26 protein-coding genes and 1 tRNA gene are annotated in these 25,907 nt (G+C 67.5%); 20 read left to right on the top strand and 7 right to left on the bottom strand.

The features are described from left to right. Window positions 1-36: 36 nt before the first annotated feature. The 3 genes from pgm (at window position 37) to Y710_RS14820 (ending at window position 2,619) form a co-directional block, all read left to right on the top strand. Window positions 37-1,677 carry a phosphoglucomutase (alpha-D-glucose-1,6-bisphosphate-dependent) gene (gene pgm / locus Y710_RS14830; RefSeq protein ID WP_062367799.1) on the top strand — a complete coding sequence of 547 codons (1,641 nt, stop codon included), beginning with the start codon at window positions 37-39 and terminating at the stop codon, window positions 1,675-1,677. 30 nt (window positions 1,678-1,707) lie between these two features. Continuing rightward, window positions 1,708-2,436: a DsbA family protein gene (locus tag Y710_RS14825; protein ID WP_062367798.1), complete on the top strand. Its 729-nt coding sequence runs from the start codon at window positions 1,708-1,710 to the stop codon at window positions 2,434-2,436. A 110-nt stretch (window positions 2,437-2,546) separates the two neighbouring features. Next, window positions 2,547-2,619: transfer RNA gene (locus tag Y710_RS14820), tRNA-Ala, on the top strand. Window positions 2,620-2,938: 319 nt separating this feature from the next. Here Y710_RS14820 and Y710_RS14815 read toward each other — a convergent pair. Further along, window positions 2,939-3,403 (bottom strand): MarR family winged helix-turn-helix transcriptional regulator, encoded by a 465-nt coding sequence (locus Y710_RS14815; RefSeq protein ID WP_062367797.1) that lies wholly within the window; start codon window positions 3,401-3,403, stop codon window positions 2,939-2,941. 60 nt (window positions 3,404-3,463) lie between these two features. Between Y710_RS14815 and Y710_RS14810 the strand changes: the two genes are divergently transcribed. From Y710_RS14810 to Y710_RS14800, 3 genes are all read left to right on the top strand, one after another. After that, entirely contained in the window at window positions 3,464-3,832 is a 369-nt protein-coding gene (locus tag Y710_RS14810; protein WP_006898276.1) for a VOC family protein, read from the top strand. A gap of 273 nt (window positions 3,833-4,105) precedes the next feature. After that, window positions 4,106-5,272 carry a glutaminase gene (locus tag Y710_RS14805; RefSeq protein ID WP_331709907.1) on the top strand — a complete coding sequence of 389 codons (1,167 nt, stop codon included), beginning with the start codon at window positions 4,106-4,108 and terminating at the stop codon, window positions 5,270-5,272. Between the two features lie 105 nt (window positions 5,273-5,377). Beyond that, window positions 5,378-6,226, top strand: coding sequence for a 3-hydroxybutyryl-CoA dehydrogenase (locus Y710_RS14800; protein WP_006898273.1), 849 nt, complete (start codon window positions 5,378-5,380; stop codon window positions 6,224-6,226). A 101-nt stretch (window positions 6,227-6,327) separates the two neighbouring features. Here the strand turns inward: Y710_RS14800 and Y710_RS14795 are convergent, their stop codons facing one another. Beyond that, window positions 6,328-7,041, bottom strand: a complete 714-nt coding sequence (locus Y710_RS14795) for a TetR/AcrR family transcriptional regulator (RefSeq protein ID WP_082781335.1) — start codon at window positions 7,039-7,041, stop codon at window positions 6,328-6,330. Between the two features lie 90 nt (window positions 7,042-7,131). Here Y710_RS14795 and Y710_RS14790 point away from each other — a divergent pair, with 90 nt between their 5' ends. Both Y710_RS14790 and Y710_RS14785 read left to right on the top strand, forming a co-directional pair. After that, window positions 7,132-8,601, top strand: a complete 1,470-nt coding sequence (locus Y710_RS14790) for an MFS transporter (RefSeq protein ID WP_062367795.1) — start codon at window positions 7,132-7,134, stop codon at window positions 8,599-8,601. Window positions 8,602-8,644: 43 nt separating this feature from the next. Then, complete coding sequence (locus tag Y710_RS14785) at window positions 8,645-10,288, top strand: ABC-F family ATP-binding cassette domain-containing protein (RefSeq protein ID WP_062367794.1); 1,644 nt, start codon at window positions 8,645-8,647, stop codon at window positions 10,286-10,288. Between the two features lie 89 nt (window positions 10,289-10,377). Here Y710_RS14785 and Y710_RS14780 read toward each other — a convergent pair whose 3' ends face one another. Next, window positions 10,378-10,686, bottom strand: coding sequence for a thiamine-binding protein (locus tag Y710_RS14780; RefSeq protein ID WP_006898265.1), 309 nt, complete (start codon window positions 10,684-10,686; stop codon window positions 10,378-10,380). 85 nt (window positions 10,687-10,771) lie between these two features. Here Y710_RS14780 and Y710_RS14775 point away from each other — a divergent pair, with 85 nt between their 5' ends. The 9 genes from Y710_RS14775 (at window position 10,772) to Y710_RS14735 (ending at window position 18,885) form a co-directional block, all read left to right on the top strand. Beyond that, the gene (locus Y710_RS14775) at window positions 10,772-11,119 is read left to right on the top strand and encodes a hypothetical protein (RefSeq protein WP_006898264.1); all 348 of its coding nucleotides are present in this window, start codon (window positions 10,772-10,774) and stop codon (window positions 11,117-11,119) included. Window positions 11,120-11,161: 42 nt separating this feature from the next. After that, the gene (locus Y710_RS14770; protein WP_062367793.1) at window positions 11,162-11,764 is read left to right on the top strand and encodes a histidine phosphatase family protein; all 603 of its coding nucleotides are present in this window, start codon (window positions 11,162-11,164) and stop codon (window positions 11,762-11,764) included. 120 nt (window positions 11,765-11,884) lie between these two features. Then, window positions 11,885-13,441, top strand: a complete 1,557-nt coding sequence (locus tag Y710_RS14765) for an acyl-CoA synthetase (protein ID WP_062367792.1) — start codon at window positions 11,885-11,887, stop codon at window positions 13,439-13,441. Between the two features lie 103 nt (window positions 13,442-13,544). Beyond that, window positions 13,545-14,588, top strand: a complete 1,044-nt coding sequence (locus Y710_RS14760) for an NAD(P)/FAD-dependent oxidoreductase (RefSeq protein WP_062367791.1) — start codon at window positions 13,545-13,547, stop codon at window positions 14,586-14,588. Continuing rightward, on the top strand, window positions 14,585-15,466 hold the full coding sequence (locus Y710_RS14755) for an RNA polymerase sigma-70 factor (RefSeq protein ID WP_062367809.1): 882 nt from the start codon (window positions 14,585-14,587) through the stop codon (window positions 15,464-15,466). The genes Y710_RS14760 and Y710_RS14755 overlap by 4 nt, the downstream gene beginning before the upstream one ends. Window positions 15,467-15,511: 45 nt before the next feature. After that, on the top strand, window positions 15,512-16,312 hold the full coding sequence (locus Y710_RS14750) for a hypothetical protein (RefSeq protein WP_062367790.1): 801 nt from the start codon (window positions 15,512-15,514) through the stop codon (window positions 16,310-16,312). Window positions 16,313-16,392: 80 nt separating this feature from the next. Beyond that, window positions 16,393-17,217, top strand: a complete 825-nt coding sequence (locus Y710_RS14745) for a Cof-type HAD-IIB family hydrolase (protein ID WP_062367789.1) — start codon at window positions 16,393-16,395, stop codon at window positions 17,215-17,217. After that, window positions 17,214-17,939, top strand: a complete 726-nt coding sequence (locus Y710_RS14740) for a YoaK family protein (protein WP_062367788.1) — start codon at window positions 17,214-17,216, stop codon at window positions 17,937-17,939. Before Y710_RS14745 ends, Y710_RS14740 begins: the two co-directional genes overlap by 4 nt. 1 nt (window position 17,940) lies before the next feature. Beyond that, complete coding sequence (locus tag Y710_RS14735) at window positions 17,941-18,885, top strand: hypothetical protein (protein WP_082781332.1); 945 nt, start codon at window positions 17,941-17,943, stop codon at window positions 18,883-18,885. Window positions 18,886-18,899: 14 nt separating this feature from the next. Here Y710_RS14735 and Y710_RS14730 read toward each other — a convergent pair whose 3' ends face one another. The 4 genes from Y710_RS14730 to Y710_RS14715 form a co-directional block, all read right to left on the bottom strand. Then, window positions 18,900-19,667, bottom strand: coding sequence for an amino acid ABC transporter ATP-binding protein (locus Y710_RS14730; protein WP_062367787.1), 768 nt, complete (start codon window positions 19,665-19,667; stop codon window positions 18,900-18,902). Then, window positions 19,664-21,409 carry an ABC transporter substrate-binding protein/permease gene (locus Y710_RS14725; RefSeq protein ID WP_062367786.1) on the bottom strand — a complete coding sequence of 582 codons (1,746 nt, stop codon included), beginning with the start codon at window positions 21,407-21,409 and terminating at the stop codon, window positions 19,664-19,666. Before Y710_RS14725 ends, Y710_RS14730 begins: the two co-directional genes overlap by 4 nt. Window positions 21,410-21,573: 164 nt before the next feature. After that, window positions 21,574-21,909, bottom strand: coding sequence for a histone-like nucleoid-structuring protein Lsr2 (locus Y710_RS14720; RefSeq protein WP_006898253.1), 336 nt, complete (start codon window positions 21,907-21,909; stop codon window positions 21,574-21,576). Window positions 21,910-21,996: 87 nt separating this feature from the next. Continuing rightward, entirely contained in the window at window positions 21,997-22,764 is a 768-nt protein-coding gene (locus Y710_RS14715; RefSeq protein WP_006898252.1) for a hypothetical protein, read from the bottom strand. Between the two features lies 1 nt (window position 22,765). On the opposite strand from Y710_RS14715, the gene Y710_RS14710 reads away from it, so the two are divergent. From Y710_RS14710 to Y710_RS14700, 3 genes are all read left to right on the top strand, one after another. Next, window positions 22,766-23,623 carry an oxygen-dependent tRNA uridine(34) hydroxylase TrhO gene (locus Y710_RS14710; protein ID WP_045538322.1) on the top strand — a complete coding sequence of 286 codons (858 nt, stop codon included), beginning with the start codon at window positions 22,766-22,768 and terminating at the stop codon, window positions 23,621-23,623. Then, entirely contained in the window at window positions 23,620-24,678 is a 1,059-nt protein-coding gene (locus Y710_RS14705) for a CobW family GTP-binding protein (RefSeq protein WP_062367785.1), read from the top strand. Before Y710_RS14710 ends, Y710_RS14705 begins: the two co-directional genes overlap by 4 nt. Window positions 24,679-24,826: 148 nt before the next feature. Next, the gene (locus Y710_RS14700; RefSeq protein WP_062367784.1) at window positions 24,827-25,891 is read left to right on the top strand and encodes an N-acetylmuramoyl-L-alanine amidase; all 1,065 of its coding nucleotides are present in this window, start codon (window positions 24,827-24,829) and stop codon (window positions 25,889-25,891) included. The last annotated feature ends 16 nt before the right edge of the window (window positions 25,892-25,907 follow it).

The raw sequence follows: 25,907 nt of genomic DNA, 5'->3' as shown, positions 1-25,907 counted from the left end.
AGACTATCCGGAGAAACCGGTGGCAGAATCGACGGCATGGCACACCCGAGAGCAGGAACGCCCGCGACCGCAGACGACCTCATCGACGTGGCAGCCGTCGAACGCGCCTACTACGACATCACCCCCGACCCCGCGAACCCCGACCAGCGAGTGGTCTTCGGCACGTCCGGGCATCGCGGATCGAGTCTGGACGGCGCGTTCAACGAGGCGCACGTGCTGGCGATGACGCAGGCCATCGTCGAACACCGGCGGAAGGCGGGCGTCACGGGGCCGGTGTTCATCGGCTTCGACACGCACGCGCTGTCGATGCCCGCGTGGCGGTCGGCGCTGGAGGTGCTCGTCGGCAACGAGGTCACCGTGTTCACCGCCGACGGTGACGAGTTCACGCCGACGCCCGCGGTGTCGCGCGCCATCCTGCGGTTCAACTCGGAGGAACTCGGGGCGGTGGCCGACGGGATCGTCGTCACGCCGTCGCACAACCCGCCCGCCGACGGCGGATTCAAGTACAACCCACCCAGCGGCGGACCGGCCGACACCGACATCACCTCGGCGATCGCGGCCCGGGCGAACGAACTGCTGGCGGACGGGCTGTCGGGCGTCCGGCGGGTGCCCTTCGAGCGAGCGCGGCGGTCGGAGCGGGTGATCGACTACCCCTTCCTGGGCGAGTACGTCACGGCGCTCGGCGAGGTGGTCGACATGGACGCGATCCGCGCCGCCGACGTCCGGATCGGCGCCGACCCACTCGGCGGGGCATCGGTGGCCTACTGGGGCGAGATCAAGGACTACTACCGTCTCGACTCGATGACCGTGGTGAACCCGAAGACCGACCCGGCGTTCGGTTTCATGACGCTCGACACCGACGGCAAGATCCGGATGGACTGCAGCTCACCCAATGCGATGGCCTCGCTGATCGCGGCGCGAGAGTCGTACGACATCGCCACCGGCAACGACGCGGACGCCGACCGGCACGGCATCGTCACCGCCGACGCCGGGCTGATGAACCCGAACCACTATCTGGCGGTGGCGATCGACTATCTGTTCACTCACCGTGAGGAATGGAGCGAGGCGGCGGCCGTGGGCAAGACCCTCGTCTCGTCGTCCCTGATCGATCGGGTGGCCGCGGGTCTGGGCCGCACGCTCGTCGAGGTGCCCGTCGGATTCAAGTACTTCGTCGACGGTCTGCTCGACGGCACCATCGCATTCGGCGGTGAGGAGAGTGCCGGAGCCTCGTTTCTGACGGTGGCCGGCCGCCCGTGGTCGACGGACAAGGACGGCCTCATCATGGATCTGCTCGCCTGCGAGATCCTGGCCGTCACCGGGCGCACTCCATCGGAGCGGTACCGCGAACTGGCTGAGAATTACGGTGAGTCCGCTTACGCGCGCATCGATGCGCCGGCCGATCGAGAGCAGAAGGCGCGGCTGGCGGCGCTGTCGGCCGACCAGGTGCACGCCGACGTGCTGGCCGGCGAGCCCATCACCGCGATCCTCACCGAGGCACCGGGCAACGGCGCGCCGATCGGGGGACTCAAGGTGACCACGGAGAACGCCTGGTTCGCGGCGCGTCCGTCGGGGACCGAGGACGTGTACAAGATCTACGCGGAGTCGTTCCGCGGCGCCGACCATCTCGCCGAGGTGCAGTCGGAGGCGCAGTCGCTGGTCGATTCGGTGCTCGGCTGATCCTGGACGGGTCCCGCTAAGGTCGACATCGTGACGAACGGTGACAAGCCCCGCGAGAACCCCGACTACCAGCCGCAGTCCGCCGGCCCGTCGTCGTATCTGTTCATCGGGATCGGACTGCTGGTGGTCGCAGCGCTGGTGATCGGCGGCTTCATCTGGATGACGCACAAGACGTATCCGCCGGTCGACGACAAGGTCCTCGCCGAGAACGCCTCGTTCATCGTCGGAGAGAAGACGGCTCCGGAGACCATCGACGTGTTCGAGGACTTCCACTGCGAACACTGCAAGAAGTTCGAGCAGCAGTCGGGCGCCGCGATCCAGCAGGCCGTCGTCGACGGCAGGATTCGCGTGCGCTACCACATGCTGAACTTCCTCGACAAGGATTCCGGGTCGGGCGACTACTCCTCGCGGTCGGCCGGTGCCGTCCTGTGCGTCGCGCGCAACGACGGCCGCGACATCTTCTGGAAGCTGCACTCGCAGCTGTTCGAGAAGTCGGGAGACGACCTGACGAATCAGCAGATCGCCGACCTCGCCGCCGCCGACGGCGCCGGTGCGGCGACGCGCGACTGCATCGCCTCCGGACGACTGGTCGACGAGGCGCGGGCGATGTCGGACGCGTCGAAGCAACAGCTGAGCAACTCCACCGAGGGCCAGGTCGCCACCCCGACTGTCTTGCTGGCCGGCAAGCAGGTGGAGAACATCATGGACGGCACCGCATGGCTCGACAAGATCATCGCGGGCCAGAAGCCCACCGGGTAGCGTCGGCCGGCAAGTGCCGCCGACCAGCCGATTTGGCCGGGTGATGCGCGTGCGGTAACTTAGCTAGCGCACTCGGAGAGGCAAACGATCCGGTGCGCACAAGTGAACACGGGGCTATGGCGCAGCTGGTAGCGCACCACACTGGCAGTGTGGGGGTCAGGGGTTCGAGTCCCCTTAGCTCCACAGAGTAGAACCCGCTCGGACCCCGGTCCGAGCGGGTTCTGCATTCTGCGATCCTTCGCTCTCCGCAGTGCTCAGAATGGCCAGTCCTGGAACCTGACACTCGAGCGCGGAGAACGCTCGGCCGTTGTGGGATCTCAACCGACAAGCGCCGTGATCGATACCGTCGCTCGTCGGGTCCCGCTCAGCGAGGTCGAGACGGCATGGACGGATACCGGCGAGACTCGGCGGATTGTCATCGTCCCGTAGCGGCTTGTCCGACGCTGGTGCCGGCCGGCAGTGGCCGCCGAGCGAGACGAGCATCCCAATGCGGCCTCCGGCGTCAGGGGTCAGTCCCGCCTGCGGCGTCGTGTAGGGACTGGGTCATCTTCTGTAGCGCACGAAAGACGGCGGCTCGTTCGGCCTCATCGAGGCCTATGAGCATTCGGTTCTCCACTGCGCGGATTGCTGAGGATGCAGTCTGCAGTCTGCGTCGTCCGCGGGTGGTGAGGCGTGTGGGCAGGGCTCTGCCGGTAGGTGCGGCGCTGGCTCTGGTGACGTATCCGTCACGTTCGAGTGTCTGAAGGAGGACGTTCATTGCTTGTCGTGTCACGAACGCGCCGCGAGCGAGTTCGGAGTTGGACAGGCCGGGTCGTTGTCCGAGTAGTTCCAAGCAGGAGTAGTAGGTGACGTTCATGCCGAGTGGGCGCAGAACTTCCTCCATCGCGGCCCGCAGGGCGCTGGAGGCCTCTTTCAACGCATAGCCGACGGAGGTCTCCAGATCGATCCCTACACCCCCTTGACTCATGTCAATATAATGACATACCGGTTGAGTGTCAGAAAATTGACATACATTGAAGGAGTGGCTGTGCCTGTCACTGGACCCGATTTCGTCTCGCTGCAGACCCGTGACCTCGACGCCTCCCGGGCGTTTTACGAGAAGTACTTAGGCCTGGTCCGCTCGCCGGCCGGCCCTCCGCATGCGGTGGTGTTCGAGACGACGCCGATCGCGTTCGCGTTACGTGACCTCGTTGCCGGTACCGACCTCGACGCGGTACCGCAGCCGGGAATCGGCGCGGCGATCTGGCTGCATGCCACTGGCGTCCAGGAGATCCACGACTCGTTGGTCGCCGACGGACACACAATCGTGTCCGAGCCGATCGATGGTCCGTTCGGCCGGACATTCACCTTCGCGGACCCTGATGGCTATCACATCACTTTGCACGATCGTGCCTGAACCGCGGCGCCTGATCTCTGGTGCGATCGGGCGCTAGGTGCTGGATGGGCTCGTGGCAGGCGGGTCCGGGACTTTGGTGGTCGAGTCGGCCCGCCGAGGCCTGCCGTTACGCCGTGCGGCGGCGCTGACCGCCGCGTCGACGTACGCTGCGCATGTGCGCTCTCCGATTCCCGACTATCTCGCCGAAGCTCTCGGTTCGGTCGAGTTCGACCAGTCCGGCGCCACCGCCGACTACATCCCGAACTGGCCGACGCCGACCCCGACCGGCTGGCCGTGTCGTTCTGCACCGAGGACGGCCGCCGCTACTCGCAGGGCGACGCCGACGTCGAGTTCAGCATTCAGTCCATCTCCAAACCGTTCGTGTACGCGCTCGCCCTGGCCGATCGGGGATTCGACGAGATCCTCGCGAAAGTGGGAGTGGAGCCTACCGGCGACGCCTTCAACGAACTCTCGCTCGAACCCGGCACCGGCCGCCCGCTGAACCCGATGATCAACGCCGGCGCCATCACCGTGCACACCCTCGTCCGACCGCCGGGCGCGACGCCGGAAGCGCGCAACGAGCGGATCGTGGACGGGCTCAGTGCCTTCGCCGGGCGTCGCCTGCGTGTGGACCAGCGGGTGTACGAGTCGGAGATCTCATGCGCCTACCGCAACCGGGCGCTGGCGAACATGTTGCGCGCCAACGAGATCATCGATGAGGGGCCGCTGGTGGCCGTCGCCGGATACACGCGGCAGTGTTCGTTGTTGGTCACCGTCGAGGATCTGGCGATGATGGCGGCGACGCTGGCCAACAGGGGCGTCAATCCGGTGACGGGTGCGCCGGTGGTGCCGGCCGCGGTGGTGCGCCAGACGTTGAGCGTCATGGCCACGTGCGGAATGTACGACGGCGCAGGCGACTGGATGACCCGCGTCGGGATCCCGGCGAAGAGCGGCGTCTCGGGTGGTCTGATCGGCGCACTTCCCGGTCAGGCCGGCATCGCGACCTTCTCTCCTCGGCTCGACCGGCACGGCAACAGCGTGCGCCGCGTCGACCTGTTCCGGCGGTTCACATCCGATATGGGAATGCACCTGATGGAGGTGCCGCCCGCGGGCCCGTCGGTGGTGCGCAGTCGCCGCGAGTTCGGTCACGGACCGTCGGGTGTCGAGGTGGTGTCGCTGCAGGGGGAGATCCGTTTCGCCGGCGCCGAACGCATCGTCCGGGAGTTGGCGGACGCGCCGCCGACGCGCAAGCGGGTCGCGATCAACCTCATGCGGGTCAGTTCGGTCGGCGACGTGGGACGCCGCATGATCCTGGAGGCGGTCCGCAGACTGACTCTCGACGGCCACGACGTCTACCTGATCGATCCCGACCGCGTGTTGCCCGATCCCGACCCCGGTGAGGGCGGCAGGGTGACCGTGGTGAGCGGCCGCGACGACATCCGGCGCCTGATGAGCAAGTGAGGCCGATCCGGACCCCTGCTCGTCCCGTCGCGGCAGGCAACTACGCTGTGCGTCGACAGTATTGTTCCGGCCGTCGTCGCGGCGGCCCTGCGGTTTGGAGTACTTGTGAATCTCATCGGCGTTATCGGCGGCGGAACCATGGGAGCTGGCATCGCTGAGGTGTGCGCGAAGGCCGGCAGCGACGTGCTGGTGCTCGAGACGAAGCAGGAGTTCGCCGATGCGGCGGCGGAGCGCATCGCGAAGTCGATCGGGCGCGGTGTCGCCAAGGGCAAGATCTCGCAGGAGGACGCCGACGCGGCCATCGCACGCGTGAAGGTCACCCTCGACGTCGACGAGTTCGCCGACCGCGAACTGGTCATCGAAGCGGCACCCGAGGTCGAGTCGATCAAGCACGACATCTTCGCCAAGCTCGACGCCGTGGTGAAGCCGGAGGCCATCCTCGCCACCAACACCTCGTCGATCCCGATCATCAAGATCGCCGCCGCCACCAGCCGTCCCGAGCGCGTCGTCGGCGTCCACTTCTTCAACCCGGTCCCGGTGATGCCGCTGGTGGAGATCATCTCCGCGCTCACCACCGCGCCGGAGACCGCCGCCGCGGTCACCGACTACGCCAAGAACGTGCTCGGCAAGACCACCGTGCAGGCCGGCGACCGCTCGGGCTTCATCGTCAACGCGCTGCTGATCCCGTACCTGTGCCAGGCGATCCGGATGTACGACTCGGGCTACGCCAGCGCCGAGGACATCGACGCCGCGATGAAGGGCGGCTGCGGTTACCCGATGGGCCCGTTGACCCTCTGCGACACCGTCGGCCTCGACATCTGCCTGGCCGCCGCCGAGTCGCTGTACGCGGAGTTCGCCGAGCCGCACTTCGCGCCGCCGGCACTGCTGCGCCGCATGGTCGACGCCGGCCGTCTCGGCCGCAAGAGTGGCCGCGGCTTCTACGACTACAGCTAGCCGATACCCGCACGGAACCCCTCGGCCGGAATTCCTCCGGTCGAGGGGTTTCGTCGTATCCGGGCAGCTTTGGCGCCCGACAGTCTCTGCGCCAGACCGTCTCAGCGACCGCCGGCCTGCAACCGGAGTCCGGACAGCAGCAGGTCGAGGCCGGCGCGGAACTGCTCGGCGTCGTCGTGCACGGCGAACTCGTCGACGGTGTAGTGGATAAACGGATACTGATCGGGGTCGAGGGATCGCCACTGGTCGGCGAAGTGCTCGATGTACTCCGAGCGGCTCATCGTGCCGTCGAGCACGGCCGCGGGCGGCTGCTGTCCGAGGTCGGTGGCCGTTCCGATGACGAATCCGAGAACGGCCGAGACACCGTGGAAGGTCTCTCGCGGCCCGAGGCCCAGCCGCATCACATGACGGCCGAGCCGCTCGTACATCTGCAGTCCGTTGGGCTGGGTGCCGGTGTCGCGCATCAGGTATCCGCCCAGCCAGGGCCGGTCGACCACGGTGTCGAACAGCGCGACCGCCACCGCCCGGAGGTCGGCGATCGGATCGTCGGTGTCGTCGAAGTCATTGGTCCGGGTGAGCACCTCGCCGAGCACGTGGTCGGCGGCCCGGTCGAGCAGTTCCTCCTTGCTCGAGACGTACCAGTAGATGCTTGCGACGCCGCCGCCCAGGCGTGCCGCGAGCGCGCGGAAGGTCAGCGCGGACTCGCCCGACTCGTCGAGCAGTGCGACGGCCTCTCCGATCACCGTGTCCATCGAATGGGAAGCGCGGCGGCGGCCTGCTCGTCGCTGCGGGCGGTCGTGCTCGGGAACAGTCATGGATCCTCCTCCCTTGCATCCTATCGAACGCCGTTCTATTGTATCGAACAAGGTTCGATAACCGAACATCGCTCGATAAGGAGGTGTCTCATGACTGACGTCGCCGAGACCTCGCGCTCCGGGACCGCACGATCCCGGACCTACACATCCGTCCGTGCCGCCTGGATGCCGATGGCCGCGCTGTGCCTAGCGTTCTTCGTCGAGATGGTTGACAACACGTTGCTCTCGATCGCACTGCCGACCATCGGGCGTGATCTGGGCAGCGGCACCACCGCACTCCAATGGGTCACGGGCGCCTATTCGCTGACCTTCGGGGGTCTGCTGCTGACCGCCGGATCGATGGCCGACAAACTGGGGCGACGACGGGTTCTGCTCGTCGGGCTCGCCGCCTTCGGCGTGATCAGCCTCGGAGTTCTCGCAGTCTCCTCGACGGGCGAACTGATCGCCCTTCGCGCGCTGCTCGGCGTCGCCGCTGCCGCGATGGCCCCGATCACCAACTCGCTGGTCTTCCGCCTCTTCGACGACGCGGCGCTCCGCATGCGCGCGATGACGCTGATGATCGTCGTCGGCATGAGCGGCTTCATCCTCGGTCCGGTGCTGGGCGGAACGGCGCTGGCACACGTCGGCTGGGAATGGCTTCTCCTGGTCAACGCCCCGATCGCGCTGATCGCGTGGATCGGTGTCCGGCTCGGGGTCCCCGCCGACGATCCGCAGGATCTCACCGGAGATCGTCTCGATCTGCCGGGCGCGGCCCTGAGCATTCTCGCGATCGGTCTCGGGTGCTACACCCTCACCGCGGGTGTGGAGCACGGCTGGACGTCCGGCCCGGTATGGGCGTCGGCGGTCGGGGCGGCGGTCGCCCTCGGCGCCTTCGTGTGGCATGAGCGCCGCACCCCCGAACCGATGCTCGACCTCGGCGTCTTCGCCGACGGCACCGTGCGGGGAGCGGCGATCGCGCAGGTGGGTACGTCGATCGCGATGGCCGGTGTGATGTTCGGCCTGATTCTGCACTTCCAGTACGCGTACGGGTGGAGTCCGATGCGGGCGGGACTGGCGAACCTGCCCCTCATCATCACGATGATTCTCGCGACCCCGCTCTCGGAGTACCTGGCGAAGAGATTCGGTCATCGGATCGCGTGTGTGATCGGCGCCGGATTCCTCGCGGGCTCGCTCGCCGGACTCGCGTGGGCCGTCGACCACGGTTACCCGGCGATCGCCGTCTTCATGGTGACGCTGACGATCGGTCTGCGGACGGTGATGACGATCTGCGCGGTGGCGCTGGTCGGAGCGATGCCGAGCAACCGGACGTCGATCGGCACCGCGCTCAACGACAGCGCGCAGGAGATCGGCACCAGCGTGGGCACCGCGGTGATCGGCACGATGATCGCCGCGCTGGTCACGACCAGTCTGCCGCCGGGCGTGTGGGGCAGCGACCTCGTCGCCTCGTTCTTCCGCGGCGAGCGCATCGCATTCGCGGTGCTCGCGGTGGTGGTCGGGGTGGTCTCCGTGTGGGGTGCGTCGGCGTTGACCGATTCGCGAGCCACCGACGAGCACCCGTGAGCCGCCCCGTCGAGCGCGCGCCCGCGGATGCGACGATGGACCGATGACCGCAACGCTCGTCGCCAAGGACGTCTCCGGTGGGTACGCCCATCGGGTGCTGTTCGATCATCTCGACCTCACGGTGGCGCCCGGCGATGTGGTCGGGGTGGTCGGCGCCAACGGTGCCGGGAAGACGACGCTGCTCCGCATCCTCGCCGGTGATCTCGCACCGCTGGAGGGAACGGTGGTGCGGGCGCCGTCGGACGCCTTCGTGGGCTGGTTGCCTCAGGAGCATGAGCGGGTGCCGGGCGAGACGGTGGGCCAATACGTGGCCCGACGGACCGGTTGCGCGGCGGCGACGGCCGCGATGGACGCGGCCGCGGCGGCGCTGGCCGACGGGACCGGGGACGAGGCCTACTCCGCGGCCCTGGATCATTGGCTCGCGACCGGAGCTGCGGATCTCGACGAACGCCTGCCCGCGGTGCTCGCCGAGCTGGGATTCGACACGACCGCCGGCGCACCCGAGTCGGCGCTGATGACCGGTCTCTCCGGAGGTCAGGCCGCGCGCGTGGGCTTGGCGGCGTTGCTGTGCTCCCGCTTCGACATCGTCCTTCTCGACGAACCCACCAACGATCTCGACCTCGACGGCCTGGCCCGGCTGGAAGAGGTCGTCGCCGGCATGCGCGGCGGCGTGGTCCTTGTGAGCCACGACCGGGAGTTCCTGTCGAGAAGTGTGACCCGCGTCCTGGAACTCGACCTGGCACAGCACACGAACACCGTCTTCGGCGGTGGATACGAGAGCTACCTGGAGGAACGGGAAGTGGCGCGCCGGCACCGACGCGAGGCCTACGAGGAATACGCCGAGAAGAAGGCCGACCTCGTGGCACGGGCTCGGACGCAGCGGGAGTGGTCGAGCCAGGGCGTGCGGAACGCGATGCGCAAGAATCCCGACAACGACAAGGTGCGTCGCAAGGCGGCCACTGATTCGAGTGAGAAGCAGGCGCAGAAGGTACGGCAGATGGAGAGCCGGATCGCGCGCCTCGAAGAGGTCGTCGAGCCGCGCAAGGAGTGGGTTCTCGAGTACTCCATCGGAGCGGCGCCGCGGTCGAGTTCGGTGGTGTCCACTCTCAACGACGCCGTCGTCCGGCAGGGCGAGTTCGTCTTGGGTCCGGTGTCACTGCAGGTGAACGCCGGTGAGCGCATCGGTATCACCGGTCCCAACGGTGCGGGGAAATCGACGCTGCTTGGGTTGATCCTGGGGCGCATCGAGCCGGACTCCGGCACCGCCGCCCTGGGCGCGAATGTCGCCATCGGTGAGGTCGACCAAGCGCGTGCGCAGTTCTCCGGACCGGAGCTGCTCGCGGACCGCTTCGAGGAACTGGTCCCGGAGTCCACGACCGAGGAGGTGCGGACGCTGCTGGCGAAGTTCGGACTGCGCGCCGATCACGTGGGGCGTCCGACCGCCGACCTCTCGCCCGGCGAGCGCACCCGGGCGGCGCTCGCGTTGCTGCAGGTCCGCGGCGTCAACGTGCTGGTGCTCGACGAGCCGACCAACCACCTCGATCTGGCCGCGATCGAGCAACTCGAATCAGCGCTCGACAGCTACGACGGCGCACTGCTGGTCGTGACCCACGACCGCCGGATGCTGGAGAACGTCCACGTCGACCGCCGTTGGGACGTCCAGGACGGTCGCGTCCGCGAACTCTGACGGACGTGCTGCGGAGATCAGTCGTGAGAGCCTCGCCCGAGGGCGATCTTCCCTCGACGGCCCGCGACACGCATGATCTCAGCAGTGGCTCAGGGCTCCGCGCGCAGACGCTGCTCGATCCTCTCCACCTTCTCGGTGAGCTGACCGGAGAATCCTTCGCGCATGTCCGCTTTCAGCACCAGACTCACGCGCGGACTGTGCGCGGCCACGGCCTCGCAGGCCGCTTTGATGACGGCCATGCACTCGTCCCAGTCTCCTTCGACGGTGGTGAACATCGAGGTCGTCTCGTTGGGAAGGCCGGAGGCGCGTACCACCCGGACCGCCTCCGCGACGGCCGCGCTGACCGATCCGTCGGGGTCGTCACTGGTTCCGGGAGCGATCGAGAAAGCGAAGAGCATGGCCTCAGGCTACGCGCCCGCCCGGGCGCGGAGCGCCCGTCGAATACCACTGTCCACCGCGGGGGAGTCGTGGACAATCGGGAGCATGAGCTACACGTTGGCGTTCTGGTCGGGAGGCGATTCCGCGGACTGCGGCGAGACCTACAACAGGTTGAACAGCGGTGAGAGGGTCGCGGGCGTCCGCCCCGTCGACGCCGCGGCCGTCGAGAGCGCCATCGGAGACCTCGACCGTTGGTCTCGCAATCAGAACATGCTCTACCCGCCGGGAGGGACGGCCGCGGACGGACCGGCCTTCGACGTCTTCATGGACGATCAACTCGTGGTCTTCACCGGCTACGGCGTCGAGCCGCACGACATCAACGTGGTGATCGACGTGATGCGCTCGCTCGGCTTCCGGCTGTACGACCCGCAGACCCTGGAGCGGTTCGAGTAGCTCGGGACGCGTCCGGCCGACGCGATCGGTACGGTACGAGCGGTGAACACCTGCACCCGTCACCCCCGCATCCTGTTGATCCGCCACGGGGAGACCGAGTGGTCACGGACGGGCAGGCACACCGGGCGCACCGATATCGGATTGACGCAGACGGGAGAGGTGCAGGCGAGCGCGCTGGCGGGCATCGCCCAGCGTCTCGGGTTGGAGGATCCGTACGTCGTCTCCTCGCCGCGCCGCCGTGCCCGGCGCACGGCGGAACTGGCCGAGTTGGCGCCCGACGAGGTCGGCGAGGACTTCGCCGAATGGGATTACGGCGACTATGAGGGGATCACGCGGTCGCAGATCCGCGCGGAATACGAGCCGGACTGGTCGATCTGGACGCATGGAGCGCCCGGAGGTGAGTCGGTCCAGGAGATGACGCAGCGCGTCGATCGGGTAGTGCGGTACGTCGAGGCCGAACTGGTCCGCCGTGACGTGGTGGTTGTTTCGCACGGGCACTTCTCCCGGTCGTTCATCTGTCGCTATCTCGGCTGGCCGATCGTCTACGGCGCGGCCGTCGACCTGCGCCCGGCAGGATCGGCACTGCTCGCGGATGTGGAGGGCGAACGACGCATCGAGTTGCTCACGGGCCCGGCCGGCGCGTGACTCGGGCGACCCGCACCGACGGCACAAAAACAAGCGCTTGTGACTTTTTCTTCGTGAGGTTACGGTGATCCACATCACGCACCACCGCGGAGGCGCCGCGCGAATCGATGGGATCGTCACATGGACAACGGCATCGGCAACTGGCCCACCCTGCACCGGGTGCGGCATCCACACCGCGTCGCACTGATCGACGCGACGACCGGCGCCGAGTACACCTTCGAACAACTGGATCTCCGGACCAACGCTCTGGCCGACGCCTTGCGCTCGCGCGGCATCGGCCGAGGAGACCGGGTCGCCCTCCTCACTCTCAACAGCACCCACATGCTCGAGGTGGTCCTCGCCGTCGCCAAACTCGGTGCGGTGGCCGTACCGATCAACTGGCGCCTGCAGGCCCCCGAAGTGCAGTACATCCTCAACGACTCCGGTGCCCGCCTCCTGTTCGTCTCACCCCAGACTGCGGCTCTGGCCCGTGCCGCGGCCGAGGGAACCGAGGTGTCCGGCATCGTCGAGATCCCGTCGGGCGAGCAGCGTGCCGCCGGCGAGCCCTCGGAGTACGAGGCACTCATCGCCGAGGGCAGCGACGAGCGGGTGCCGGTCGACGTCGCCGCCGACGACCTGTCGATGCTCATGTACACCTCGGGGACCACCGGCTTTCCGAAGGGAGCGATGCTCACCCACGCCAATCACCACTGGAACGGCATCAACAACCTCACCGCCGGCGACGGCGTCGGACCGCGCGATGTCAACATCGCCTCGGCGCCCCTGTTCCACATCGGTGCGCTGGGTGTCATCACACTGCCGTTGCTCTACATCGGGGGAACCACCGTGGTGCTGGAGACCTTCACTCCCGACGCGTGGCTCGACGCGGTCGCGAAGCATCGGGTCAGCGTGGCGTTCGCGGTGCCCGCGATGTGGGCCGCGATCGATGCCTCGCCGGCTGTCGAGACCGCGGATCTGAGCTCACTGCGGTTCGGCATCTCCGGTGGTGCGCCGTGCCCGGTGGTGCTGATCGAGAGTCTCACGCGGCACGGCGTTCGGCTCTGCGAGGGCTTCGGGCTCACCGAGACCGCTCCGAACGTCTGCGTTCTGGAGGTCGACGAGGCCGTCGCGTACGCGGGATCGGTCGGCAAGCCGGTGCTCCATGTGGAGATGAAGGTGGCCGACGGTGAGGGAGACGAGGTGCCGCCGGGCGTGATCGGGGAGCTTCTGGTTCGCGGTCCCAACGTTTTCGTCGGCTATTGGAACAAGCCCGAGGCCACGGCCGAGGCGCTGCAGGACGGCTGGTTCCACACCGGCGATCTCGCCACCTGCGACGAGGCGGGGTACTACCGGATCGTCGACCGCAAGAAGGACATGATCGTCACCGGCGGAGAGAACGTCTACGCCTCGGAGGTGGAGCAGACGATGTACCGGCATCCGGCCGTCGCGGAGGTCGCGGTGATCGGCCTGCCCGACGAGAAATGGGGCGAGTCGGTGACCGCGGTGGTCGCCGCCAAACCGGGGTCGGAGGTTTCCGAAGCGGAGTTGATCGCCTGGACCCGCGAACGGATCGCCCACTTCAAGAGCCCGCGGGCGGTGCACTTCGTCGACGTGCTGCCGCGCACAGCCACCGGAAAGGTGCTCAAGCGTGAACTGCGTCTGCGCTGGAGCGGCGACGAATCCGCGGTGCGGCGGTGACCGGAGACGCCGATCTCCACGATCACTGGCGGAGCGTGTCACAGGGGGCGGCCCCGCGGTGTCCCATGGGTGTCTGATCGAGAACAACACCTGGGAGGTCGTCATGAAGATCGTGATCGTGGGAGCGGGGTACGCGGGGACGATGGCCGCGAACCGGTTGGCGCGACGGGCGCGCGGCGCTGAGATCGTCGTCGTCAATCCGCGCCCGGAGTTCGTGGAACGCATCCGACTGCACCAGGTGGTCGCGGGCAGCGGGACCGCGGCCCGCCCGTTGGCCGAGATGCTCGACGATTCGGTGACGACCCGGATCGCGGCGGTGACGAAGATCGCGGACGGTTCGGTGGCCCTGAGTGACGGTGGCGCGCTGGAGTTCGACCGTCTCGTCTATGCGGTCGGCGGTGCACCGAGCGCTCCGGAGGGAGCCGTGGACGTCGGCGCGCCCGAGTCGGCTGCCGTGGCCGCCGAACGACTGCGCTCCCTGCCGGACGGGGCCGCGGTCGACGTCGTCGGAGGTGGGCTGACGGGGGTGGAGACCGCGACGGAGATCGCAGCTCGGCGCCGCGACGTGCGGATCCGGCTCTTCAGCGATGCGCCGATCGCCCGATCGCTCGGCGCGAAGGCCCGAGCGCAGGTCGCCGAGGTGCTCGCCGGGCACGGCGTCGAGGTGGTCCGACAGCGGTGGTCGGGCGGACGGGACGCGGCGCTGACGGTGTGGGCCAACGCGAGCCGGGTGGGCGAACTGGCTCTCCAGAGCGGGCTGGAGGTGAACGACGCCGGCCGTGTGATGGTGGACGATCATCTGCGCAGTGTGAGCGATCCGCGGGTGATCGCGGTCGGCGACGGAGCGGCGGTTCCGGGATCGCGCATGAGTTGCCAGGCGGCGATTCCGCAGGGGGCGTACGCCGCGGATCTGATCGCAGCCGACTTCACGGGCCGGTCGCACAAGCCCTATTCCGTCGCGTTCGTGGCGCAGTGCGTGTCGCTGGGCCGCTCCGACGGCGTGGTCCAGAGGGTGCACCGCGACGACAGTCCGGCGAGCCTCTGGCTACGCGGGCGCACGGCCGCGGCGATCAAGGAGCAGGTGTGCCGCAGCACCGTGCACACCGTCCGCGCCGGACGGTACTCGTGGAAGCCGGGCGCGGCATGAGCGCCGCCGAGCCACCCGGAGTCGCGGAGTTCACCCAGCACCGTCCCCTGCTGTTCTCGATCGCTTACGAGATCCTCGGGTCCGTCGCCGACGCGGAGGACGTACTGTCCGAGAGCTGGCTGCGCTGGCAGGAAGGCGACCGGTCGGAGGTCGAGAACCCGCGCGCGTACTTGGCGCGGATCGTGACCCGACAGGCGCTGAACGCCGCGCGGGCGTCGTCGCGACGACGCGAGACATACGTCGGTCCGTGGCTGCCGGAACCGCTCGAGTCGACTGCCGAGGACTCCGGACTCGACCACGTCCTGTCCGGGGAAGCCGTCACGACCGCGATGCTCCTCGTCCTCGAGTCGCTCACTCCCGACGAGCGCGCGGTCTTCGTGTTGCGCGAGGTCTTCGACTTCGGGTACGCCGAGATCGCCGACGCGATCGGAAAGTCACAGCCCGCGGTCCGGCAGATAGCGCATCGCGCACGAAACCACGTCCGTGCCCGACGCCCCGCCGCGGTCGCCGACCCCGAGGATGCGCGGGCGGTCGCCGAGCGGTTTCTGACCGCGGCCGCCACCGGCGATCTCCAGGAACTCATGGACACGCTCTCTCCCGGTGTGGTGTACATGGGCGACGGTGGCGGCGTCGTGGCGGCGGCGCGCCGGCCGATCGAGGGTGCGGCCCGGGTGGCGCGGATGGCGGCCGGACTCTTCGCCAAGGCACCGACCCTGGGTGAGGTGGGGATGCGGATGACGGTCGTGAACGGCATGCCGTCGTTGGTGGTGACGATCGACGGGGATCTCGACAGCGTGGTCTCGGTCGAAGTGACGGGAGAGAAGGTGACGGCGGTGTACGCGGTGCGGAATCCGGTCAAACTCGACGGGCTCCGCTGACTCGCATCGTCGCCGCCCGCCCGCACGATCCGTACGCTGGAGAGGGTGTTAGAGATCCTCTTCATCCTCGTCATCGCGCTGATCGCCGTCGGAGTGTTTTCGATGATGCGCAACCGCACCGTCACCGCCCAATCCGGACGAGTCTCTCTCGACGACGCCAAGGCCGATGCGCGGCAGGCGATCGAACGACTCGGCGGCCAGGTGTACTCGCTCGACCCGGGCGACGACCCGGCTGCCAAGCAGGCACTCGCCGACGCGGGCGAGCGGTTCACCGCGGCCGGCTCGCAGATCGAGCAGGCGTCCAGTCCCGCTCAGGCCGGACTCGCCAAACAGACCGCTGTGGAAGGCCTGTACTACATCCGAGCGGCCCGCACCGCGCTGAAACTCGATCCGGGTCCCCCGATCCCCGAACTCGAGGGTCAGCGCGCGGCCGGATCGGTGACCGAGGAGCGGTCGGTGGAGTTCGACGGCCGCACCGTCGAGGCGTCGCCGCAGCCGTCCAGCCAGACGCCCAACTACTATCCGGGCGGTCGCGTGGCGGGACGCCCGGTGCCCGCGGGCTGGTACTCCGAGCCGTGGTGGCGTCCGGCGCTCATCGGCGGTGCGTGGGGCGTGGGATCGGCGCTGCTGTTCAGCTCCTTGTTCTCCGGAATGGCGGGTGTCCCGCACGGGGTCGCCGACGCCGATATGGCCGGCGGCGACTACTCCGACGGCGGCGGCGACAGCGGGGACAGCGGCGGGGACAGTGGCGGCGATTACGGGGACGGCGGCGGCGACTTCGGCGACGGCTTCGGTGGTTTCGACGGCGGGGACTTCGGTGATTTCGGGGGCGGCGACTTCTTCTGACCGGCAGCTGATCGCCGGTCGGCGCCCCGCGTCGGGCCGCTGGTGCCTGAGGGCGGTGCCGTCGGCATTACCATCGAGACATGCTTGATGGGCTTCGGTCAGCGGACATCCGGATGGTCGTCGCCGACATGGACGGAACGCTGCTCGACGACGCCGGCCGGGTTCCCGACGCCTTCTGGCCTATCCTCGACGAGTTGACCGCGCGCGGTATCGCGTTCGTCCCGGCGAGCGGTCGGCAGTACTACACCCTCGAGGAGATCTTCGCCCCGCACCGCGGCACGCTCTCGTACGTCGCCGAGAACGGCAGCATGGTGATGCACGACGGCAGGCTGTTGACGTCGTCGACCATCGATCCCGCGCTGGTCGCCACGGTCATCGACACCGTCCGCGAGGCCGATCGGCACGGGCGTGACCTCCGACTGCTCGTGCACCGGACCGACGGAGCCTTCATCGAGTCCGACGACGCCGAGTTCGTCGTTCACGCTCGCCGGTACTGCGTCCGGCTGGAGCATGTGGTCGATCAGTCCCAGATCGACGGCGATGTGGTCAAGCTCGCGATCTACGACTTCGCCGACGCCGAGTCGAGCGCCGCTGAACTGTTCGCTCCACTGGTCGGCGACCACAAGCTCGCGGTGTCGGGGAGCCACTGGATCGACATCACCGCACCGGGGACGCACAAGGCCACCGGTGTCCGGGAACTGCAGGCTCTTCTCGGCGTGGGCCCCGAGCACACGGTCGTCTTCGGCGACTACCTGAACGATCTCGAGATGCTCGACGCCGCACGGTGGTCGTTCGCGATGGCCAATTCACACCCCGACGTGCTCGAACGTGCGCGGTTCCGGGCTCCCAGCAACGTCGACGCAGGCGTGGTCACGGTGCTCCGACAGATGCTGGCCGGACGGTGAGGTCCGCGCATCGGCGGGAGATCGCGCTCGCGGTGACGCTCTCCGGAATCGCCGGTTACCTCGACGCGGTCGGCTTCTTGGAACTCAAGGGATCGTTCGTGTCGTTCATGAGCGGCAACACCACCGAACTCGCCACGCAACTCGGCACCGGTCGCCTCGGCGGTGCGGGCACCGTGGCATCGATCCTCGCCATGTTCTTCTGCGGTGCCGTGATCGGTGCGATCGCCGCGAGGTTCTGGGACGGCCGGACCACCGTTCTCCTCACCACCACCGTTCTGCTGGCGACGAGCGCCCTGGCCTGCGTGTTCGTGGCTCCGTCGTCCGCCTTCGCGATCGGACTGCCCGCGGCGATGGGTGCGATGAACTCCACCTTCCTGAGGAAGGGCGAGGTGAGCATCGGCCTGACCTACATGACGGGGACGCTCGTGAAGGCCGGACAACAACTCGTCGAGGCGTTCACCGGCGGTCCCCGCATGCTGTGGCTCCGGAACCTGTCCCTGTGGTTCGCGCTCGCCGTCGGCGGAATGATCGGAGCGGCCACCCATGATCTGACCGGGCCGACCTCGGCCGTGTGGATCTCCGTCGCGGCGATGCTCGTCGTCACGGCCGCGACCGTCGCGGTGCGGCGACGGACCGGGAGGTTCGGAGTGCCGAGTGCCGGGCGCGCGGCGCGCGAGACCCACGTCGTGCACGATCCGCCGAGCCCGGACGAGGTTTCGTAGCATGAGTGGCATGTCATCGGACGCCGCAGACCTCGCCGCGAGACTTCTCGACGCTCACGTCGATTACGAGCGCCGCCGGCTCACCGACTCCGTGGCGTTCGCGGCGCTGGTGGAGGAGGAGATCACGGCGTTCCTCGACGCCGCAGACCAGTTGCCGCTCGAAGAGGCCGTCTCCCGCGATCTGGTCAAGGCCGTCGCACGCAAGTACGCGATCGCATTCCCGGTCGACGGCGCCATCCCCGGTCTCGTCGGCACCGTCGCCTCACGGATCTACGATTACTCGACTGGCGACGACACCCGGCTCGGTGACGTTCTCGAGAGGCGCCGTTACGAGGAACTGGCGGCCGGCGTCGCCGAGTTGGGTCTGTCGCGGCGGATGCTCAAGCGCGTCCTCGACAGTCCGGCGACCGAGGATGCGTGCGTGGAGGCGATCCAACGGGCGGTCGACTCCTCCCGGATGCCCGGCCCGGTGGCGGCCGTCGTCGATTCGATGGTCGAGCGAATCGCGAGGCGCTGCGCCCGCACGGTGCTCGCAGCCAACCGCGCCGAAGCCGATCATCTCGTGCTCGACGCCGCTCGCGAGGTATGGCTGGCCGGCGCCGATCAGAGCGTCGGTGATGTGCGCGACGTGCTGAGCAGTTCGGATGTCGAAGACGCAGTGGTGCTGGTCTTCGAGTTCTGGCGCACGTTCCGCGAGACGCCGTTCTTCCGAGCGATTCTCGACGAGGGCGTCGACGAGGTCTTCGACACGTACGGCACCACCTCGCTGTCGGATCTGCTCGACGAGTTGGGCGTGGGGCGCGACGACCTGGTGGAGGAGGCGATGCGGTTCGGTCCGCCCGTCATCGCACGGATCGACGCCGACGGGTTCGTCGAGGCGGCTCTGCGCCGCCGGTTGAGCCCGTTCTACACCTCTGCGGAGTTCGCAGCGCTGGTCGGCCGCTGAGGCAGCGTCCCGCGTCAGAGGATCTGCGACAGGAACGTCTTCAGGCGGTCGCTGCGCGCATCGGTGAAGATCTGTTCCGGTGCCCCGGTCTCCACCACCATTCCCTCGTCCATGAACACGACGTGGTCGGAGACGTCGCGGGCATAGCCCATCTCGTGCGTCACCACGATCATCGTCATGCCCTGTTCGGACAGATCGGTCATCAACGCGAGCACACCCTTGACCAGCTCCGGGTCCAAGGCGCTGGTGGCCTCGTCGAAGCACATGATCTGCGGATGCATGGCCAGGGCACGGGCGATGGCCACGCGCTGCTGCTGTCCGCCCGAGAGGGTCGAGGGCCGCGCGTCGGCCTTGTGCGCCAATCCCACCGACTCGAGTTGGGCGATGGCGAGCGCCCGCGCCTCGTCCTTGCCGAGGCCGAGCAGTTTGCGCGGACCGAGTTCCACATTCTGCGCCACGGTGCGGTGCGGGAACAGATTGAACTGCTGGAACACCATGCCGATCCGGCGGCGCAGTTGATCCGGGTCCTCCTTCAAGACGCTGCGGCCGTCGATCAAGATATCGCCCTGTTGCGGCTCGTGGAGCCGGTTGAGGACGCGCAGGAGCGTGGACTTGCCCGATCCGGACGGACCGATGACCGTGGTGGTGGTACCGGCCTCCACATGGATGTCCACGCCGCGCAGGACGTGGTTGTCGCCGAAGCTCAGGTGCAGGTCCTGCCCGGTGAGGGAGACCGCGGCACCGCGATCGACGAGGGGATGCGAGTTCGCCACGATGCTCACGCCTTTCCAGTGCGCAGACGGTTGTCGATGTAGTTGACGAGGTGGGTCAGCGGCACCGTCATCACGAGATACAGCAGGCCTGCGGCCAGCAGCGGGGTGAGATTGCCGCTGTTGGCATTGAAGTCCTTGCCCACGGCGAACAGTTCCCGCTGCGTCAGCGTCAGACCCAGGAAGTAGATCAGCGACGAGTCCTTGATGAGCACGATGAACTGGTTGACCAGAGCCGGAAGGACGCGTCGGACGCCCTGGGGGATCACTACCAGTCGCATGGATCGGCGGTAGGAGAAGCCGAGCGCCCGCGCGGCCTCCATCTGACCCGATTCCACGCTCTGGATGCCGGATCGGAAGATCTCGCCGATATAGGCGGCGGCGAGCAGGGCGAGGGCCACCGAGCCGAGCCAGAAGGGATTGCCGCCGGTCAGGTTCTTCACCACCGGCCCGAATCCCAGGCCGACCATCAGAATGACGACGACGGCGGGCAGGCCGCGGAAGATATCGGTGTAGACGCGGGCCGGCCAACGCAGCCACCGGCTGCGCGACATCCCGGCCATCGCCAGGAGCATGCCGCCGACGGTGCCCAGGATTCCCGACGTGATCGCGATCTTCAGGGTGTTCGGCAGACCGGTCTTGATCAGTTCGGGCAGTGCCTTGGTGAACTGTTCACCGCTGAAGAAGGTCTCGCGCAGTTGCTGCCACGTGCTCTTCGGCGCGGCGTCGGCGGCGTCGGCTTTCGGCTTGCCCTCATTCGCCTTCGCGATCGCTTCGAAGTCGGGCAGCACCGGCTTCGGCGCGGCCTTGGAGCCCGGCTTCCAGCCGTCCGGAAGCGGTCGCGGCGCCCAATCGCTGTACAGGCGAGCCCAGGTGCCGTCCGCGATGATCGCGTCGAGCCCGCTGTTCAGCGCGTCGACGAGCGGTTGATTGCCCTTGGCGACGGCCCACGCGGTGAAGTTATTGATGCTGAAGGTGTTCTCCAGGATCTTCATTCCGTCTGCGGCCTGAACGGTGCCCTCGGCCTGCTGGCTCGGGGCCACCCATGCGTCGATCTGACCGGATTTCAGGTTTGCGTATGCGGTCGCATAGTCCGGGAACTTCACCGCGCTCAGCTTGAGGGTGTTCGTGACGTAGTCGTCCTGAACCGTGCCCTGAACGACGCCGATCCGGGTGCTCGGGTTGAGATCGCCGAAGCTCTGCACCCGGCCGTTCGCCGGGCCGGCCAGAGCGAAGTAGCCGAAGTCGTAACCGTTGGTGAAGTCGACGGTCTGGCGACGTTCGTCAGTGGTGGTGATCGACGACGATCCCACGTCGTACCGGTGCCCGGCGACCTGGGCGAGCAGGCCGGAGAACTCCGTGCCGATGAATTCCACTTTGAGACCGAGCTTGGCGGCGATCGCCTTGAGCATCTCGTTGTCCATGCCCGTGTACTGCTGCTGCGAATTCACACAGATACTGGGCGGCGCATCCGACAGCGTGCCGACCACCAGGGTTCCGGGCTTGATGAGGCCGAGCCTGGAGGTGTCGATCTCGTCGAGCGGCCGAGTCGACTCGGTGGTGAACCGGTCGGGGGCCGCAGCGGCGCTGGCGAGATTCGTCGGTGCGGCGGAGGCGCTCTCCACGCCGGGAGGTGAGCAGAGTCCGGAATCGTCGCTGGACGCCGAACTGGAGCAGGATGCCAGCAGCGCCACCAGCAGAGAGACGGCCAGCAGCGGCAGCCAGCGCCGGCGGGCTGCGGAAAGCAGAGTCATGATTGGACAGGGTAATCCGGCGCGCTGCTGATTCCGCAATTAAAACCACGGGGTGAGAAAACTCGGCCGCGGTGTAACGGACGGATCGGACGCCGATCGCAAAACGCCCCGGACCGGTCAGTGAGACCTGGTCCGGGGCGCTGTGGCCGACGCGTCGGCGAGTGTCAGTTCGCTGCTTCGTACGCCGCGATGATGTCTGCCGGAATGCGGCCGCGATCACTGACCGTGTAACCGTTGTCGGACGCCCACTGGCGGATCACGCGGGTGTTGGTGCGGCCACGTGCGGCGGTCGGCGCGGCGCGGCGAGCGGCGGCGCGACCGCCGGTGACACGAGATGCGGCGATGTACGTGGCGACGTGGTTGCGGAACTCTTCGGCATGCTCGGGGGAGGTGTCGAACTCGTAGTTCTTACCGTCCAGACTCCAGTGGACGGTTTCGTACTCGTCGAGTTCTGCGCCGTCGATATCGTCGACGATCTGGATCACGGTCTTCTTGGCCATCTGTGGTCCTCCGGTTGATTCGAGCCTGCCGCGCATGTCCTCACCCGAGTGCGCCGCGGCGTTTATCTGCGCTCAGCGTACACGTATTCAACGGGTCGGGACCACTGGTGAGGAATTGCGATTATCGACCGTCGGGCTATCGGCGTCGGAATCCAATCCGAGCAGTGATGCGGGGGCGCGTTCATCCGCCCTAATCGCACTGTATCCATTAGCGGTAATCGCGAATCCGGTGCCGGAACTGGACTCTACGCAGTAGAGGTCGTCGGAATCGGTGAGACAGGCGAAACGGTCGACATTGATCGCACGACCGGAGCCGAGGATGCGTGACCGGAACAACACCGGATAACTGTTAGCGCACGCGCCTGCTTTCGGTCCGTTGGCGTCGAGCACCACGTAATCGGCCTGCCAATCGCACTCGGCGGTGGCGTCGGCGGCGCGTTTGGCGCCCCGGACGTGCTCGCCGACGCACACCAGAGCATCGGCGCCGTTGTTGCCGGTGGAGCATCTCACGCCGCGGTCCGGCGTCGAGAAATGAAAACCGGAGACATCGGACGTCCGGCCGTCGGCCGAGGTGGCGCCGACCTGGAATCCGGAATTGCTGGCTCGAGGCGCCGCCTTGATGACGCGTTCATAGCTCCACGGAGCCTCCGTTCGGCGGATGCCGACCGTGCGGGACGCGGATGTCGGCGAGAGCGAAGGCGCCGGCGATTCGGTGCTCGGCGCATTCGTGCCCGGGATCACGATCTTGCTGGGTGATGCGTCCGTGCTCAGCAGCGAACACGACGTCAGGACCGAGACGCCGAGGCATACCAGGGCGACGAGGGGCAGGCGTGTTCGAGGTCCGTACCCTTGCACTGTGGCGACTCCCAAGATCGTGTTGTTCTACGTCTTCGCTCCGCTGCCGGACCCGGAGGCGATCCGACTCTGGCAACAGAGCGTCTGCGAGGCCTCCGGACTGCGCGGCAGGATCATCGTGTCATCTCACGGCATCAACGCAACAGTGGGAGGTGACATCCGCGACGTCAAACGTTATGTCCGTGCCACCCGGAGCTATCCCGCATTCAAAGACGCCGACATCAAATGGTCGGACGGAACAGGCGATGATTTCCCGCGCCTGAGCGTGAAGGTGCGCCCGGAGATAGTGACCTTCGGCGCCGCCGAAGAACTGCGTCTGGACGATCACGGTGTGGTCGGCACCGGTGTGCGTCTGGCGCCGGAACAGTTGCACGAGCTCGTCGACCGGCGCGGTGACGAAGTGGTCTTCCTGGACGGCCGTAACAAGATCGAGGCGCAGATCGGCCGATTCCGGGATGCGGTGGTCCCCGACGTCACCACCACGCGGGATTTCCTTCCGCTTCTGGAAAGCGGTGCGCTCGATCATCTCAAAGGCCGGCCGGTCGTCACATATTGCACCGGCGGTGTCCGCTGCGAGGTGCTCAGCGCATTGATGAAAGCTCGTGGATTCGACGAGGTGTATCAGCTCGACGGGGGAATTGTCCGCTACGGAGAACAGTACGGCGACAGCGGTCTGTGGGAGGGCTCACTCTACGTTTTCGACAAACGCATGAGAATCGACTTCAGTCCGGAAGCGGCGGTGATAGGGAAGTGCCTTCGCTGCGGTACTCCGACGAGCGATGTCGCCAATCTGCCGGACGGCGACGGTCGCGATCTGGCGGTGCTCTGCGCCGACTGCCGCGGTGAGCAGACGACGTGACCGCATCCGCCGCACCGGTCGTGGTGCTCGCGGGATTCCTCGGCGCGGGCAAGACCACGCTCCTCAACCATGTTCTCCGGCACGCGGGTGGCCGGCGGATCGGAGTTCTCGTCAACGACTTCGGGTCCATCAACATCGACGCTCTTCTGGTCTCCGGACAGTCGGGCGGCACGCTCAGCCTTGAGAACGGATGTATGTGCTGCACTACCGATGCGTCGGATTTCGCCGAGACACTCGCCGGCCTGACCGCCCCGGGAAACGGCATCGACGCGGTCTTGATCGAGGCCAGCGGAATCGCCGAACCCAAGGCACTGATCCGGATGGTGCTGTCGGCGCGAAGCTCCACCGTGGCGTACGGCGGCCTCGTCTACGTCGTCGACGCCGCTCACTACGACGACACGATCGCCGAACACCCGCAACTCGGTGAGCATCTCGCGATCGCTGATCTGGTGGTCTGCAATAAGATCGATCTGCTCGCCGGCCAGGACGCCGTGCAATCGCTGATCGCGCGGCTTCGAATGATCAACTCCACCGCTCCGATCCTGCCGGTGGCGGACGCGGCGGTGGACCCGGAACTCTTCTTCGAGCCCGCTGCGGAGATCGCCCGAGACGACGGTCCTCGTCAGTTGAGCTTCGATGAACTGCTCCTCGCCGACGACCACGACCACCCCGACGGCCACGACCACGGTCACGATCATGTGCACGCCGGTTTCGAGTCAGCGGCGCTCGAGACCTCCGCGCCGGTGGACCCTCGGCGCCTCGCGCAGTTCCTCGAACGACCGCCCGCCGGCGCTTACCGGATCAAGGGAACGGTGCTGGTCGATCTCGACGGGCACCGCGACACCGCGTACACGGTTCAGGCTGTCGGAGGCTTCGTCCGAGTCGACGCCGGCTCGTGGCGCGGACGGACGCCGGGTACGTCACTCGTCGTCATCGGGGCGGGGCTCGATGCGGCGGCCACCCGCGAAGCACTCGACGGTCTCGTCGCGCCCGCCGATCCCGACGATGTGAACGGAATCCTCCATCTGACGCGTCATCTGGTCACAGCAACCTAACGATTCCCGGTGAGATCCGAGCCTGCGTTTGCCGTCTAGCCTCAAGCACTGGTTCACTGTTACCAAAGTTGTCTGTGTGACAGATGGTGTTTGGATCCTCGGAAGGAGAGTGGTGTGTGCGCCTCGTGCCCGCACACCCAACCCGCCCATGAATGCTGTACGTTTCCGCCGGCGTGCGCTGATCGCGTCGTCCGTCCTCGCGTCGTCTGTCCTCGTCGGAGGACTGCTGACGGTCGCGCCCACCGAAGCGGCGCCCAAGAGTGGTGAGTTGGCGGGCAAGACGGTGTTCCTCGACCCGGGCCATCAGGGATCGGCGGCGGGCCACGATCTGGCGAAGCAGGTGCCGGACGGGCGCGGCGGCAAGAAGGACTGCCAGACCACGGGTGCCACCGCGGTCACCGGCAAGGCCGAGCACACGATCAACTGGGACGTCTCCCAGCTGGTGAAGGCCGCACTCGAGAGCAAGGGTGCCCGCGTGGTGATGAGTCGCAACGACGACACCGGCTGGGGCGGTTGCGTCGACGAGCGGGCGGAGGCCGCGAGCCGGTCGGGCGCCGCGCTGGCAGTGAGCATCCACGCGGACTCGACGAGCACCGGTGCCGATTCCAGCAAGACCGGCTTTCACATGATCGTGCCGACGCTGCCGATCCCGGACAAGACCGTCGACTCGGTGCAGTCGGGCGAGGGCCGCAAGGCGTCGAACACCCTGCGTGACGCTATGAAGAAGGCTGGCTTCGCCCCGGCCAACTACCTGGGCGCTGTCGACGGAATCGTGACGCGGCCGGACATCGCCGCGGTCAATCTCACGCGCGTGCCGGCGGCCTTCATCGAGATGGGCAATCTGTCCGATCCGGCCGAGGCGGCCGTCCTGTCGTCCCCGCAGGGGGCCACCAAGTACGCGGTCGCGATCACCGAGGGCATCTCGGCCTACCTCGACGGACACGCGGCCGCGGCCAATCCGACCGCACCGGCTCCGGACCCCGGTGCCCAGCCGAGTGCACCGGCAGCCGAGAGCCCGTCCGAAGGCACCGACCTGTCGGGGCTGAGCGGAGTGGAGGCGATCGGCCCGCTGATCGACAAGCTCGCCAAGGCCAAGAGCCCGCAGGAGGCGCAGCGCATTCTGATGACCGACGGCCAGGACGTCTCGGCCAACGTGCTCAAAGCGATCCTCGCGGTGGTCTACGCGGTGTTCGGCGGCAAGCTCCCGATCTGACGAGTGGACTAAGGTT

The sequence above is a fragment of the Gordonia sp. QH-12 genome (genome assembly GCF_001578675.1).
Classification (GTDB): Bacteria; Actinomycetota; Actinomycetes; order Mycobacteriales; family Mycobacteriaceae; genus Gordonia; species Gordonia sihwensis.
The sequence above is the reverse complement of the archived record's forward strand: the minus strand, read 5'-3'. Positions and strand labels throughout refer to the sequence as shown.

Coding starts and splice junctions, on each gene's coding strand:
- pgm (WP_062367799.1), top strand. CDS start 37: ATGGCACACCCGAGAGCAGGAACGCCCGCGACCGCAGACGACCTCATC.
- Y710_RS14815 (WP_062367797.1), bottom strand. CDS start 3,403: ATGAGTCAAGGGGGTGTAGGGATCGATCTGGAGACCTCCGTCGGCTAT.
- Y710_RS14795 (WP_082781335.1), bottom strand. CDS start 7,041: ATGACTGTTCCCGAGCACGACCGCCCGCAGCGACGAGCAGGCCGCCGC.
- Y710_RS14790 (WP_062367795.1), top strand. CDS start 7,132: ATGACTGACGTCGCCGAGACCTCGCGCTCCGGGACCGCACGATCCCGG.
- Y710_RS14785 (WP_062367794.1), top strand. CDS start 8,645: ATGACCGCAACGCTCGTCGCCAAGGACGTCTCCGGTGGGTACGCCCAT.
- Y710_RS14780 (WP_006898265.1), bottom strand. CDS start 10,686: ATGCTCTTCGCTTTCTCGATCGCTCCCGGAACCAGTGACGACCCCGAC.
- Y710_RS14775 (WP_006898264.1), top strand. CDS start 10,772: ATGAGCTACACGTTGGCGTTCTGGTCGGGAGGCGATTCCGCGGACTGC.
- Y710_RS14765 (WP_062367792.1), top strand. CDS start 11,885: ATGGACAACGGCATCGGCAACTGGCCCACCCTGCACCGGGTGCGGCAT.
- Y710_RS14760 (WP_062367791.1), top strand. CDS start 13,545: ATGAAGATCGTGATCGTGGGAGCGGGGTACGCGGGGACGATGGCCGCG.
- Y710_RS14755 (WP_062367809.1), top strand. CDS start 14,585: ATGAGCGCCGCCGAGCCACCCGGAGTCGCGGAGTTCACCCAGCACCGT.
- Y710_RS14745 (WP_062367789.1), top strand. CDS start 16,393: ATGCTTGATGGGCTTCGGTCAGCGGACATCCGGATGGTCGTCGCCGAC.
- Y710_RS14735 (WP_082781332.1), top strand. CDS start 17,941: ATGAGTGGCATGTCATCGGACGCCGCAGACCTCGCCGCGAGACTTCTC.
- Y710_RS14725 (WP_062367786.1), bottom strand. CDS start 21,409: ATGACTCTGCTTTCCGCAGCCCGCCGGCGCTGGCTGCCGCTGCTGGCC.
- Y710_RS14720 (WP_006898253.1), bottom strand. CDS start 21,909: ATGGCCAAGAAGACCGTGATCCAGATCGTCGACGATATCGACGGCGCA.
- Y710_RS14700 (WP_062367784.1), top strand. CDS start 24,827: ATGAATGCTGTACGTTTCCGCCGGCGTGCGCTGATCGCGTCGTCCGTC.